Genomic DNA, 13,161 nt, shown 5'->3' on the forward strand with positions numbered 1-13,161 from the left:
GGATGGGAAAGTATGAGTTTTTTTAAAAAACTAAAAGAAAAAATTTCAAAACAAACGGATACAGTTACAGAGAAATTTAAACAAGGATTAGAAAAAACGAGAAATTCATTTGCGGATAAAGTGAATGATTTAGTGTATCGTTACCGTAAAGTGGACGAAGATTTCTTCGAAGAGTTAGAAGAAATTTTAATCGGTGCAGACGTTGGCGTTGCGACGGTAATGGAATTAATTGACCAATTGAAAGAAGAAGTACAACGTCGTAACATTCAAGATCCAAAAGAAGTACAAGCTGTTATTTCAGAAAAACTAGTAGGAATTTACAAAGGTGACAGCGATTTTAGTAACGAAATTAATATGCAAGAGGACCAATTAACGGTCGTTTTATTTGTTGGTGTTAATGGTGTAGGAAAAACGACGACAATTGGTAAACTGGCGCATAAGTTTAAATCAGAAGGTAAGTCAGTCCTATTGGCGGCAGGAGACACATTCCGTGCTGGAGCGATTGAACAATTAGAAGTATGGGGCGATCGCGTTGGTGTAGAAGTGATTAAACAAGGATCTGGATCTGATCCAGCGGCGGTTATGTATGACGCTGTACAAGCAGCGAAAGCACGTAAGGTAGATGTATTACTATGTGACACAGCAGGACGCTTGCAAAATAAAGTGAACTTAATGAAAGAGTTAGAGAAGGTGAAGCGTGTAATTGAGCGTGAAGTACCAGGTGCTCCTCATGAAGTATTGCTTGTTATTGATGCAACAACAGGACAAAACGGTTTAAGCCAAGCGAAAACATTCCGTGAAGCAACGAATGTAACTGGTATTGTTTTAACGAAGTTAGATGGAACTGCTAAAGGTGGTATTGTATTAGCGATTCGTAACGAAATGGATGTACCGGTGAAGTTTGTTGGATTAGGAGAGCAAATGGATGACTTGCAGCAGTTTGATCCAGAACAATATGTGTATGGTTTATTTGCGAACTTAGTAGAAACAGAAGAAGTATAAGCGAAAGAAGCGGTATTTCCGCTTCTTTTTCTATAAAAAATATATGATGTTAAGAAAAAAACTTGACACTCTTTTGGACTACATGTAAACTAATTCATGTAAAGGGAAATCACTTAACAAAGGATGATCCAACATGCTCGAAAAAACAACGAGAATGAACTATTTATTTGATTTTTATCAATCGTTGTTAACGCAAAAACAAAGAAGTTATATGTCGCTTTATTATCTAGATGATTTATCTCTTGGTGAAATTGCGGAAGAATTTGATGTAAGTCGCCAAGCCGTGTATGATAACATTAAACGGACTGAAGCGATGCTTGAAGAATATGAAGAAAAATTAGTATTACTTCAAAAGTTTCAAGAGCGACAGCGACTTGTTGCAAAGCTAAAACAGCTAATCAGCGAAGAAGAGCATGTGAATGAAGAAATGAAACAAGTTGTTGAAGCTATCGAAAAATTAGATTAGGAGGGCGGCAATATGGCATTTGAAGGATTAGCCGACCGACTTCAACAGACAATGCAAAAAATCCGCGGCAAAGGAAAAGTTTCTGAAGCCGATGTGAAAGAAATGATGAGAGAAGTTCGTCTAGCTCTTTTAGAAGCGGATGTTAACTTTAAAGTAGTAAAAGATTTTGTGAAGCGTGTGTCTGAACGTGCTGTCGGACAAGATGTAATGAAAAGTTTGACACCTGGACAACAAGTAATTAAAGTTGTACAGGAAGAACTTACAGAACTTATGGGCGGAGAGCAAAGCAAAATTGCTGTTGCTAATAAGCCACCGACTGTTATTATGATGGTTGGTCTGCAAGGTGCGGGTAAAACAACGACGACAGGTAAGCTTGCGAATTTGCTTCGTAAAAAGCATAATCGTAAACCGATGCTTGTTGCAGCGGATATTTACCGTCCAGCAGCGATTAAACAGCTTGAAACATTAGGGAAGCAATTGGACATGCCTGTATTTTCTTTAGGAGATCAAGTAAGTCCTGTTGAAATTGCGAAACAAGCGATTGCAAAAGCAAAAGAAGATCATCACGATTATGTTTTAATCGATACAGCGGGTCGCCTGCATATTGATGAAGAATTAATGGATGAATTAGCGAAAGTGAAAGAAGTTGCGAAACCGGATGAAATTTTCCTTGTTGTCGATGCGATGACGGGGCAAGACGCGGTAAATGTTGCACAAAGTTTCCATGAACAGTTAGGTTTAACAGGTGTTGTATTAACGAAATTAGATGGTGATACGCGCGGTGGTGCTGCATTATCTATTAAGGCTGTAACAAACACGCCGATTAAATTTGCTGGTATGGGTGAAAAACTAGATGCAATTGAAGCGTTCCATCCAGAGCGTATGGCATCCCGTATTTTAGGGATGGGCGATGTCTTAACGTTAATTGAAAAAGCGCAAGCTACAGTTGATGAAGAGAAAGCAAAAGAACTTGAGCAAAAAATGCGTACGCTTTCGTTTACGCTTGACGATTTCCTAGAACAACTTGGACAAGTGCGCCAACTTGGGCCGCTTGATGAATTGTTAGGAATGCTTCCTGGTGCAAATAAAATTAAAGGGCTGAAAAATGCGCAAGTTGATGAAAAACAAATTGGGCATATTGAGGCAATTATTCGTTCTATGACTAAATTAGAACGAGAACAACCGGAAATAATCAATGCTAGTCGCAAAAAGCGCATTGCCAAAGGTAGCGGTACAACTGTACAAGAAATCAATCGTCTAATTAAGCAATTCGATGACATGAAAAAAATGATGAAGACGATGACGGGAATGCAAAAAGGTAAGAAAAAAGGACTAGGTGGATTGAAGTTTCCATTCATGTAAGGAAAAAAAGATGGCTCTGTTAAGAAAAAATACTTTACAAAGCAATAGTCTTTTTGCTAATATAATTATCTGTGTGAAATAAATTCGGAGGTGCTTTATAAATGGCAGTTAAAATTCGTTTAAAACGTATGGGAGCTAAAAAAACTCCTTTCTATCGTGTAGTTGTTGCAGATTCTCGTTCTCCTCGTGACGGACGTTTCATTGAGGAAATCGGAACTTACAATCCAGTTGCTCAACCAGCTGAAGTTAAGATCAACGAAGAAGCAGCATTAAAATGGTTAGGAAATGGTGCTAAACCATCTGATACAGTTCGTAACTTATTCTCTAACCAAGGTATCATGGAGAAATTCCACTTATCTAAACAAGGTAAGTAATTGAGGCAATGACTATGAAGAAGTTAGTCGAGACGATTGTCAAGCCTCTTGTCGATTATCCTGAAGATGTAAAAGTTACACAGGAACTTTGCAACGGAGAGATAAAGTATCGATTAACTGTACATCCTGAGGATGTTGGAAAAGTCATTGGAAAGCAAGGGAGAGTTGCGAAAGCGATTCGAATGCTCTTGTATTCAGTGGGACATCATAATGATGAAAAAGTAACACTGGAAATTCAATAAACGTAAAAAGGGCGAGGAGTTATTCCTCTCCCTTTTTTAACATTTAAATAGAGATTGCATGTTCCATCTGCGAAATGGAGATGCTTAATTTATATAGAAACCAGGGGTGACATACTATTTATGACAAAATGGTTTAACGTAGGGAAAATTGTAAATACTCATGGCGTAAGAGGAGAAATCCGTGTTATTTCTCGTACTGATTTTCCAGAAGAGCGATATAAAGTAGGAAACACGCTATACATATCGAATGAGAAAGGCACAGACTATCTTCCGGTGAAGGTAACTTCTCATCGCCAACATAAGACATTCGATTTATTAACATTTGAAGGATATAACAATGTAGATGAAGTAGAGAAGTTTAAAGGTTCTTTAATAAAAGTACCAGAAGAGCAGTTAGGCGAACTTGCTGAAGGTGAATACTACTATCATGAAATTATTGGTTGCAGTGTTGTAACGGAAGAAGGAGAAGCGCTAGGGACAATCAAAGAGATTCTATCTCCTGGTGCAAATGATGTTTGGGTAATTAAACGCCCGAAGGGTCAAGATCTCTTAATTCCTTATATCGATGATGTTGTACTTCAAGTTAATATTGAAAATAAATTAGTAACCATTCATGTAATGGAAGGGCTGCTATAATGAAAATTGATATTTTAACGTTGTTCCCAGACATGTTTACCGGTGTATTTGGATCTTCTATATTAAAGAAGGCGCAAGAAAAAGAAGCGGTAAACCTTCGTGTTGTTAACTTTCGTGATTATACAACAAGTAAGCATAATAGCGTAGACGATTATCCTTACGGCGGAGGAGCTGGTATGGTGCTTACTCCTCAGCCTATTTTTGATGCTGTAGAGGATTTGACGAAAGAGACAGAGCGTAAGCCGAGAGTTGTCTTAATGTGTCCGCAGGGCGAAAGATTTACGCAGAAGAAAGCGGAAGAGCTTGCAGGGGAAGAACATTTAATCTTCGTATGTGGGCATTATGAAGGATATGACGAACGAATTCGTGAGCATCTCGTAACGGATGAGATTTCTATTGGTGACTATGTATTAACGGGCGGAGAATTAGCCTCTATGGTTATTACTGATAGTGTGGTACGTCTCTTGCCAGGTGTGCTAGGAAATCATGCTTCACAAGTAGAGGATTCGTTTAGTACAGGTTTATTAGAGCATCCTCATTATACACGTCCAGCTGATTTTCGTGGTATGAAGGTACCGGATGTATTAATGTCAGGGAATCATAAAAACATTGATGAATGGCGACATAAGGAATCTTTGCGCCGAACGTATACGCGTAGACCTGATTTATTAGATGAGAGAGAGCTATCTAAACAAGAGAAAAAATGGCTTGAGGAAATAAAGCGAGAGCAGTAATAACTTCATATATTTGCTATTGCAACAGGCCTAGTAATATGCTATTATAACATTTGTGCTACTGAAATCAGTAGCCGTATTAACGATGTTCCGCTGTAATTTATTAAGACTTTATAAGAGCATCTGTTTAAAGGAGAGAATTTAATATGCAACAATTAATCGCAGAAATTACAAAAGGCCAATTAAAAACTGACCTTCCTTCATTCCGTCCTGGTGACACTTTACGTGTACACGTAAAAGTTGTTGAGGGAACTCGTGAAAGAATTCAGCTTTTCGAAGGTGTTGTAATTAAACGTCGTGGTGGCGGAATCAGTGAAACATTCACAGTTCGTAAGATTTCTTACGGTGTAGGTGTTGAGCGTACATTCCCAGTTCACACGCCAAGAATCGCGAAAATCGAAGTACTTCGCCGTGGTAAAGTACGTCGTGCTAAGTTATACTACTTACGTAACCTTCGCGGTAAAAAAGCACGTATTAAAGAAATTCGATAAGACATGTATGGGAGCTTGTAAATGCACAAGCTCCCTTTTTCCAATCTATATGAAATTTTGGTATAATACGAGCAGTTTACATAACCGTGGAGGGGAAATGCATGAAAAAAGAGAAGAGTTCACTTTGGGAATGGATTAAAGCAATTTTGATTGCTGTTGTATTAGCTGGTGTTATTAGACAGTTTTTCTTTGCGCCAATTCTCGTAGACGGGGTATCGATGGCACCTACTTTACATGATCGTGATCGAATGATTGTGAATAAAATTGGTTATCACATTGGAGATCCAAAACGCTTTGATATTATCGTATTTCGAGCAACAGAAGATAAAGATTACATTAAGCGCATTATAGGCCTGCCAGGCGATGAAATAGAGTATCGTAATGATAAACTGTATATTAACGGAAAGGCTTATGAGGAGCCGTATTTAGACAAGCAGAAAAAGCAAATTGCTGACGGACCGCTTACATATGATTTTAATCTTGAAGAAATGACAGGCAAGAAAACCGTTCCAAAAGATCAATTATTTGTTTTAGGTGATAATCGTCGTTTTAGTAAAGATAGCCGTTCAATCGGTACGATTTCAATGGATCAAGTAATTGGTAAAGCTAATATGTTATATTGGCCGTTAGAAGACGCACGTATTGTGAAATAAATGAAAAAGAAGGTGGCAACATGGTAATTCAATGGTTTCCAGGGCATATGGCGAAGGCTAGACGCCAAGTAACGGAGAAATTAAAATTAATTGATGTTGTAATTGAACTTGTAGATGCTCGATTACCATTATCATCTCGAAACCCAATGATTGATGAAATCATTACACATAAGCCAAGGCTTGTTGTTTTAAATAAAGCGGATATGGCAGATGATCGTTTAACAAAACAATGGATCGCATATTTTAAAGAAAAAGGCCATATGGCAATTTCAATTAACGCGCAAGCTGGACAAGGTATGAAGGAAATTGCAGCAGCTTGTAAAGTGCTTGTTAAAGAAAAATTTGATAAAATGGTTGCAAAAGGTATTAGACCGAGAGCGATTCGTGCATTAATTGTAGGTATACCAAATGTTGGTAAATCTACATTGATTAATAAATTGGCAAAGAAAAATATTGCTAAAACAGGAGATCGTCCAGGTGTGACAACAGCTCAACAATGGATTAAAGTTGGGAAGGAAATGGAATTGTTAGATACACCAGGTATTCTGTGGCCTAAATTTGAAGATCAATTAGTGGGTCTTCGCTTAGCGACAACGGGTGCAATTAAAGATTCAATTTTAAATTTACAAGATGTAGCTGTTTACGCATTACGTTTTATGGAGAAACATTATCCAGAACGCTTGAAAGAACGCTATAATTTAAATGAGATTCCAGAAGATATTGTGGAATTATTCGATGCAATTGGAAAAAATAGAGGCTGCTTAATGGGCGGCGGAATGATTGATTATGATAAGACATCTGAGCTTGTGCTTCGGGAGCTTCGTGGTGGCAAACTTGGAAAAATGACGTTTGAAACACCGGAAGAGTTTGCAGAGCAAGTAGAAGATGTGGAAAAAATAGAAGAAGTATAAGACGTGCGTTTGTGCGTCTTTTCTTTTTGGATATGTTTAAAAAGGAGCTTGTATCAATGCAAACTATAACGATAAAAGAAGCAGAAAATGTATTGAAAGAAATTATGAATGAAGAAGATGATCGCTTTCAACTGTTAATGAAAGATGATCGAAAAGGTGTTCAAAAGCTCGTTTTGAAGTGGTATAAACAAAAAGAGTTAGAACAGAAAGAAAAAGAGAAGTTTTTTGAGATGTCCAAGTATGAAAATGCTTTGCGTGAAAAAGGGGTCACATATATCGCGGGTATTGATGAAGTAGGGCGTGGGCCATTGGCTGGGCCTGTTGTGACGGCAGCTGTCGTTCTTCCTGAGGATTTTTATATTCCAGGGTTAAATGATTCGAAAAAATTGAGTGAAGCGAAACGTGAGCGTTTTTATGATGAAATAAAAGTACAAGCAATTGCAATTGGAGTAGGAATTGTATCGCCGCAAGTTATTGATGACATTAATATTTACCAAGCAACGAAACAAGCGATGTTAGATGCAGTTGCGAATTTATCTTGTACACCCCAACATTTATTAATTGATGCGATGAAACTTCCTACACCAATTCCGCAAACATCAATTATTAAAGGTGATGCGAAAAGTGTTTCGATTTCAGCCGCATCCATTATCGCAAAAGTAACGAGAGATCGTATGATGAAAGAACTGGGAGAGAAGTATCCTCAATATGGATTTGAGCAACATATGGGATATGGCACAAAGCAACATTTAGAGGCAATTCAAGTGCATGGAGTATTAGATGAACACCGAAAGTCATTCGCGCCAATTAAAGATATGATTCAAAAATAAGTTGTAAATATACAGCTTATTTTTTTATTTTGGCATATAAACATTACTATTTCCGAAAAAGAATAAAGCGATTTCAGTTTTCTGACACTTTATTGTAGACAGCGTGCCAATCATCTTATACAATGGCAATGTAATGTTTTTTAAACATTAAAAAACTTTTCGAGTAAAACAGGAAAACAGGGGAGGATGGGACCATGAATATCCATGAGTACCAAGGTAAGGCAGTCCTTAGAAGCTATGGGGTTAGCGTTCCGAACGGGAAGGTTGCATTTACAGTAGAAGAAGCTGTAGAAGCGGCGAAAGAATTAGGAACAGATGTATGTGTAGTGAAAGCACAAATTCACGCTGGTGGACGCGGCAAAGCTGGCGGAGTAAAAGTTGCAAAAAATTTAGATGAAGTTCGTACATATGCAGAAAGCATTTTAGGAACTACACTTGTGACACATCAAACAGGTCCTGAAGGTAAGGAAGTAAAACGCTTACTTATCGAAGAAGGTTGCGATATTAAAAAAGAATATTATGTAGGTCTAGTTTTAGATCGTGCAACTTCTCAAGTTGTTTTAATGGCGTCTGAAGAAGGCGGAACAGAAATTGAAGAAGTAGCAGAAAAAACACCTGAAAAAATCTTTAAAGAATATATTGATCCAGCAGTAGGCTTACAAGGTTTCCAAGCGCGCCGAATCGCATTTAACATCAATATTCCAAAAGAGCTTGTAGGACAAGCTGTGAAGTTTATGATGGGCTTATACCGTGCGTTTATCGAAAAAGATTGCTCTATTGCTGAGATTAACCCACTTGTTACAACAGGTGAAGGTAAAGTTATGGCATTAGATGCAAAATTAAACTTTGATTCTAATGCATTATATCGCCATAAAGACATTTTAGAGCTTCGTGATCTTGATGAAGAGGATTCAAAAGAAATTGAAGCTTCAAAATACGACTTAAACTACATTCCTTTAGATGGAAATATCGGTTGTATGGTTAATGGTGCAGGTTTAGCGATGGCTACAATGGATATCATTAAACATTACCACGGTGACCCAGCTAACTTCTTAGATGTTGGTGGCGGTGCAACTGCAGAAAAAGTTACAGAAGCATTCAAAATTATCCTTTCTGACAAAAATGTAAAAGGTATCTTTGTTAACATTTTTGGTGGCATTATGAAGTGTGATGTTATTGCAGAAGGTGTTATTGAAGCAACGAAACAAGTAGGTCTTGAGTTACCTTTAGTTGTACGTCTTGAAGGTACAAACGTAGAACTAGGTAAGAAAATTTTAAATGAGTCTGGCTTAAATATTGTTGCAGCAGAATCTATGGCAGACGGTGCACAAAAAATTGTTTCACTAGTGGGCTAATAGAAAGCGGGGGAGAAAAATGAGCGTATTAGTTAATAAAGATACAAAAGTTATTGTTCAAGGTATTACAGGTTCTCAAGGTTTATTCCATACAAAACAAATGATTGAATACGGTACGAAAATTGTCGGTGGTGTAACACCAGGTAAGGGCGGCACTGATATTGAAGGTGTACCAGTATTTGATACAGTAGAAGATGCAGTGAAAGCAACAGGCGCAAACGCTTCAGTTGTATACGTTCCACCCGCTTTTGCGGCAGATGCAATTATGGAAGCTGTTGATGCAGAAATTGATTTAGTAGTATGTATTACTGAAGGGATTCCTGTATTAGATATGGTAAACGTAAAGAGATATATGGCGGGTAAACATACACGTTTACTTGGACCAAACTGCCCAGGTGTAATCACACCGGATGAATGTAAGATTGGTATTATGCCAGGATATATTCATAAAAAAGGTCATGTTGGTATCGTATCTCGCTCTGGTACATTAACGTATGAAGCTGTACATCAGTTAACACAAGAAGGTATTGGCCAATCTACTGCTGTAGGTATCGGCGGAGACCCTGTTAACGGTACAGACTTTATTGATGCTTTAAAAGCATTTAATGAAGATGAAGAAACACATGCTGTAATTATGATTGGTGAAATCGGCGGTACAGCAGAAGAAGAGGCAGCTGAATGGGTAAAAGCTAATATGACAAAACCTGTTGTAGGCTTCATTGGTGGTCAAACAGCGCCTGCTGGCAAACGTATGGGCCATGCTGGTGCAATCATTTCTGGCGGTAAAGGAACTGCTGCTGAAAAGATTAAAACAATGGAAGCTTGTGGCATTAAAGTAGCTGAAACTCCAGCAGTTATGGGAGAAACGCTAATCTCTGTTTTAAAAGAAAAAGGTTTATTTGAGACTTGTAAAAACTATTAATCTGTTGAAAGACACCTTCTTACTTGAGGGTGTCTTTTTAGACTTTTTCTGTTTACATAATAAAAATTATGGGTAAGGAGAATCAAGATGAAAAGAGAGAGATTATTACATCTTCATTACTTGCTAGCAGATTATTGGAAAGCGATGGAGAGGCTACTATATGTCGATCCAGAATTAGAGAACATATATAATTTTAACGAAAAACAAATGGAACACTACACTGGAATATCCTCGAAAAAATCTTCAGAACTAGTAAAATTTCTTCAAAGTTCAAATCTTCCGCAATATATATCTTATTTAGAGAAAAATCGTATTTTTTATATAACGATATGGGATGAAAATTATCCGCAATTATTACGTGAAATACAAGACCCTCCCTTCGTTTTATATGGAAAAGGAGAGAAAGATTTCCTGAATAAAGTAAATAAATTAGCAGTTGTTGGAACGAGAGAACCATCATTATATGGTCATGAGAGTTTGAAGTTTATTTTACACCCTTTATTAGAAAGAGAGTGGCTTATTGTCAGTGGGTTTGCAAAAGGGATAGATACAATGTCTCATGAGATTACAGTAAGACATCATTGCCCGACTATTGCGATATTAGGGCATGGATTGTCTTTTATGTATCCGAAAGAAAATAGACCTTTATATGAAATGTGGAAGGAATATATATTGTTATTGACAGAGTATCCGCCGCACTATGCACCGAAAAAATGGTATTTTCCAAAAAGAAACCGGATTATTAGTGGTATAAGTAAAGGTGTTTTAGTTGTAGAAGCGAAATCGAGAAGTGGAACACTTATTACTGCGGACCTTGCGTTAGAGCAAAGTAGAGAGGTATTTGCGCTTCCTGGACCTATATTTATAGAGGGGGCATCGGGAACGAATCATCTTATTCAGCAAGGAGCAAAACTAGTAAGAAATGCAGAAGATATCTTGGAAGAGATTTTAAATTAACCTTATATTTTTATGTTTTTATTAAACAATTATTGACAAATGGTAGATTGGCACTGTATGGTATATTCATTCTTGATTGACAAAAACAAGAGAAATCAATAAGATTAATGAAGACTTGAATCCACCTCTTAAGGAGGCACTAGCATGTCAGATTACCTCGTAATCGTGGAGTCGCCTTCTAAGGCGAAGACCATTGAGAAATATTTAGGGAAAAAATACAAAGTTGTCGCGTCTATGGGACATGTTCGCGATTTGCCAAAAAGTCAAATGGGGATAGAAGTAAAGAACAACTTCACCCCGAAGTATATTACCATTCGTGGTAAAGGTCCCGTCTTAAAAGATTTAAAATCAGCGGCCAAAAAAGCAAAGAAAGTCTATCTCGCGGCCGATCCAGACCGTGAAGGGGAAGCGATTGCTTGGCATTTAGCGAATACGTTAAATGTGGACGTTGAATCAGATTGTCGGGTTGTGTTTAATGAGATTACGAAAGATGCGATCAAAGAATCATTTAAACATCCTCGTGCAATTAATATGGATTTAGTGGATGCACAACAAGCAAGACGTATACTTGATCGTCTTGTTGGTTACAATATTAGTCCTTTATTATGGAAGAAAGTAAAAAAAGGATTAAGTGCAGGACGTGTACAATCTGTAGCAGTTCGTTTAATCATCGAGCGTGAAAGGGAAATTCAAAACTTTGAACCTGAAGAATTCTGGACAATTAAAACAGAATTTGTAAAAGGAAAAGACACATTTGAAGCAAGCTTTTACGGTGTAGATGGTGAAAAAGTTCAATTAACAAATGAAACGCAAGTGAATGAAATAATTGAACAGATGAAAGACAATGCGTTTTCAGTTGAAAATGTAACGCGCAAAGAGCGAAAACGTAACCCTGCATTACCGTTTACAACATCTTCCTTGCAACAAGAAGCAGCCCGTAAGTTAAACATGCGAGCAAAGAAAACAATGATGCTTGCACAGCAATTGTATGAAGGGATAGATCTTGGAAAACAAGGAACTGTAGGTCTTATTACGTATATGAGAACTGATTCAACACGTATCTCAGAAACAGCTCAAACAGAGGCTCGTACTTACATCACTGAAGCGTATGGTACGGAATACATAGGAACAGAAAAGAAGAAAGAAACGAAAAAGTCAAATGCACAAGATGCGCATGAGGCAATTCGTCCTACTTCGGTAATGAGAAAGCCAGAGGAACTAAAAAGTTTCTTAGGTCGTGATCAACTTCGATTATATAAATTGATTTGGGAGCGATTTGTTGCAAGTCAAATGGCGTCTGCTATAATGGATACTGTGACAGCGAGACTCATTAATAACAATGTTCAGTTCCGTGCAAGTGGATCGGTTGTAAAGTTCCCGGGATTTATGAAAGTGTATGTAGAGTCAAAAGATGATGGTGCTGAAGAAAAGGATAAGATGTTGCCGCCTTTAGAAGTAGGGGAAACTGTATTTTCAAAGGATTTAGAACCAAAGCAACATTTTACACAACCTCCTCCGCGCTATACAGAGGCTCGCCTAGTAAGAACACTTGAAGAACTTGGAATTGGAAGACCGTCGACATATGTACCTACACTTGAAACGATTCAAAAGCGTGGGTATGTAGGCTTGGATAATAAACGCTTCGTTCCGACTGAACTTGGTGAAATAGTAATTGAACTTATTTTAGAGTTTTTCCCAGAAATTATTAACATTGAATTTACTGCCAATATGGAGCAAAGCCTTGATGAAGTAGAAGAAGGAAATGCGAATTGGGTAAAAATTGTTGATGATTTCTACGTAGGTTTTGAACCGCGTTTAGAAAAAGCGGAAAAAGAAATGCGTGAAGTGGAAATTAAAGATGAACCAGCTGGGGAAGATTGTGAATTATGTAATCACCCAATGGTCTTTAAAATGGGTAAATACGGGAAATTTATGGCTTGCTCGAATTTCCCAGATTGTCGTAATACAAAGCCGATTGTGAAAGAAATCGGTGTTACTTGTCCAAAGTGTGATAAGGGTCAAATTATTGAACGCCGTAGTAATAAAAAGAAACGTCTTTTCTATGGGTGCGGTACGTATCCGGAATGCGACTTTGTATCTTGGGATAAGCCAATTGGTCGTAAGTGTCCGAAGTGCGAAGGCATGCTTGTAGAGAAAAAGTTGAAAAAAGGCGTGCAAGTACAATGTATTTCGTGCGATTATGAAGAAGAACAACAAATGTGAGCG

The 13,161-nt window shown here is 37.7% G+C and carries 15 protein-coding genes; all 15 read left to right on the forward strand.

Translation table 11 applies throughout. The annotated features are described in order from the left end of the window. The first annotated feature begins 12 nt into the window (after positions 1-12). Positions 13-1,002 (forward strand): signal recognition particle-docking protein FtsY, encoded by a 990-nt coding sequence (gene ftsY / locus QCI79_RS21570; protein ID WP_000007655.1) that lies wholly within the window; start codon positions 13-15, stop codon positions 1,000-1,002. A gap of 133 nt (positions 1,003-1,135) precedes the next feature. Continuing rightward, a complete protein-coding gene (locus QCI79_RS21575) occupies positions 1,136-1,468 on the forward strand; it encodes a putative DNA-binding protein (protein WP_000891062.1) in 333 nt (110 codons plus the stop codon). 12 nt (positions 1,469-1,480) lie between these two features. Next, positions 1,481-2,830, forward strand: a complete 1,350-nt coding sequence (ffh, locus tag QCI79_RS21580; protein WP_000863460.1) for a signal recognition particle protein — start codon at positions 1,481-1,483, stop codon at positions 2,828-2,830. A gap of 101 nt (positions 2,831-2,931) precedes the next feature. Beyond that, positions 2,932-3,204 carry a 30S ribosomal protein S16 gene (rpsP, locus tag QCI79_RS21585; RefSeq protein ID WP_000268750.1) on the forward strand — a complete coding sequence of 91 codons (273 nt, stop codon included), beginning with the start codon at positions 2,932-2,934 and terminating at the stop codon, positions 3,202-3,204. Positions 3,205-3,218: 14 nt separating this feature from the next. Further along, the gene (locus QCI79_RS21590) at positions 3,219-3,446 is read left to right on the forward strand and encodes a KH domain-containing protein (protein ID WP_000737401.1); all 228 of its coding nucleotides are present in this window, start codon (positions 3,219-3,221) and stop codon (positions 3,444-3,446) included. Between the two features lie 120 nt (positions 3,447-3,566). Further along, positions 3,567-4,082 carry a ribosome maturation factor RimM gene (gene rimM / locus QCI79_RS21595; RefSeq protein WP_000170278.1) on the forward strand — a complete coding sequence of 172 codons (516 nt, stop codon included), beginning with the start codon at positions 3,567-3,569 and terminating at the stop codon, positions 4,080-4,082. After that, positions 4,082-4,816 carry a tRNA (guanosine(37)-N1)-methyltransferase TrmD gene (gene trmD, locus QCI79_RS21600; protein ID WP_000686903.1) on the forward strand — a complete coding sequence of 245 codons (735 nt, stop codon included), beginning with the start codon at positions 4,082-4,084 and terminating at the stop codon, positions 4,814-4,816. Before rimM ends, trmD begins: the two co-directional genes overlap by 1 nt. Before the next feature lie 146 nt (positions 4,817-4,962). Continuing rightward, entirely contained in the window at positions 4,963-5,307 is a 345-nt protein-coding gene (rplS, locus tag QCI79_RS21605) for a 50S ribosomal protein L19 (protein WP_001186516.1), read from the forward strand. Between the two features lie 101 nt (positions 5,308-5,408). Next, positions 5,409-5,960, forward strand: a complete 552-nt coding sequence (gene lepB, locus QCI79_RS21610) for a signal peptidase I (protein WP_000711851.1) — start codon at positions 5,409-5,411, stop codon at positions 5,958-5,960. A 20-nt stretch (positions 5,961-5,980) separates the two neighbouring features. Then, entirely contained in the window at positions 5,981-6,871 is an 891-nt protein-coding gene (gene ylqF / locus QCI79_RS21615; protein WP_000236702.1) for a ribosome biogenesis GTPase YlqF, read from the forward strand. 56 nt (positions 6,872-6,927) lie between these two features. Next, positions 6,928-7,701, forward strand: a complete 774-nt coding sequence (locus tag QCI79_RS21620; protein ID WP_001193513.1) for a ribonuclease HII — start codon at positions 6,928-6,930, stop codon at positions 7,699-7,701. A 194-nt stretch (positions 7,702-7,895) separates the two neighbouring features. Next, positions 7,896-9,056 (forward strand): ADP-forming succinate--CoA ligase subunit beta, encoded by a 1,161-nt coding sequence (gene sucC / locus QCI79_RS21625; protein WP_001020791.1) that lies wholly within the window; start codon positions 7,896-7,898, stop codon positions 9,054-9,056. A 19-nt stretch (positions 9,057-9,075) separates the two neighbouring features. Continuing rightward, positions 9,076-9,978, forward strand: a complete 903-nt coding sequence (gene sucD, locus QCI79_RS21630) for a succinate--CoA ligase subunit alpha (RefSeq protein ID WP_000115178.1) — start codon at positions 9,076-9,078, stop codon at positions 9,976-9,978. 87 nt (positions 9,979-10,065) lie between these two features. Continuing rightward, a complete protein-coding gene (gene dprA / locus QCI79_RS21635) occupies positions 10,066-10,935 on the forward strand; it encodes a DNA-processing protein DprA (RefSeq protein WP_000818039.1) in 870 nt (289 codons plus the stop codon). 144 nt (positions 10,936-11,079) lie between these two features. Continuing rightward, the gene (gene topA / locus QCI79_RS21640) at positions 11,080-13,158 is read left to right on the forward strand and encodes a type I DNA topoisomerase (RefSeq protein WP_001286963.1); all 2,079 of its coding nucleotides are present in this window, start codon (positions 11,080-11,082) and stop codon (positions 13,156-13,158) included. Positions 13,159-13,161: the final 3 nt, after the last annotated feature.

Source organism: Bacillus cereus group sp. MG1, assembly GCF_040460035.1.
In the GTDB taxonomy this organism is placed as follows: Bacteria; Bacillota; Bacilli; order Bacillales; family Bacillaceae_G; genus Bacillus_A; species Bacillus_A cereus.

Bases quoted from the DNA above. Each gene is read 5' to 3' on its own strand.
- ftsY (WP_000007655.1), top strand. From the start codon at position 13: ATGAGTTTTTTTAAAAAACTAAAAGAAAAAATTTCAAAACAAACGGAT.
- QCI79_RS21575 (WP_000891062.1), top strand. From the start codon at position 1,136: ATGCTCGAAAAAACAACGAGAATGAACTATTTATTTGATTTTTATCAA.
- ffh (WP_000863460.1), top strand. From the start codon at position 1,481: ATGGCATTTGAAGGATTAGCCGACCGACTTCAACAGACAATGCAAAAA.
- rpsP (WP_000268750.1), top strand. From the start codon at position 2,932: ATGGCAGTTAAAATTCGTTTAAAACGTATGGGAGCTAAAAAAACTCCT.
- QCI79_RS21590 (WP_000737401.1), top strand. From the start codon at position 3,219: ATGAAGAAGTTAGTCGAGACGATTGTCAAGCCTCTTGTCGATTATCCT.
- rimM (WP_000170278.1), top strand. From the start codon at position 3,567: ATGACAAAATGGTTTAACGTAGGGAAAATTGTAAATACTCATGGCGTA.
- trmD (WP_000686903.1), top strand. From the start codon at position 4,082: ATGAAAATTGATATTTTAACGTTGTTCCCAGACATGTTTACCGGTGTA.
- rplS (WP_001186516.1), top strand. From the start codon at position 4,963: ATGCAACAATTAATCGCAGAAATTACAAAAGGCCAATTAAAAACTGAC.
- lepB (WP_000711851.1), top strand. From the start codon at position 5,409: ATGAAAAAAGAGAAGAGTTCACTTTGGGAATGGATTAAAGCAATTTTG.
- ylqF (WP_000236702.1), top strand. From the start codon at position 5,981: ATGGTAATTCAATGGTTTCCAGGGCATATGGCGAAGGCTAGACGCCAA.
- QCI79_RS21620 (WP_001193513.1), top strand. From the start codon at position 6,928: ATGCAAACTATAACGATAAAAGAAGCAGAAAATGTATTGAAAGAAATT.
- sucC (WP_001020791.1), top strand. From the start codon at position 7,896: ATGAATATCCATGAGTACCAAGGTAAGGCAGTCCTTAGAAGCTATGGG.
- sucD (WP_000115178.1), top strand. From the start codon at position 9,076: ATGAGCGTATTAGTTAATAAAGATACAAAAGTTATTGTTCAAGGTATT.
- dprA (WP_000818039.1), top strand. From the start codon at position 10,066: ATGAAAAGAGAGAGATTATTACATCTTCATTACTTGCTAGCAGATTAT.
- topA (WP_001286963.1), top strand. From the start codon at position 11,080: ATGTCAGATTACCTCGTAATCGTGGAGTCGCCTTCTAAGGCGAAGACC.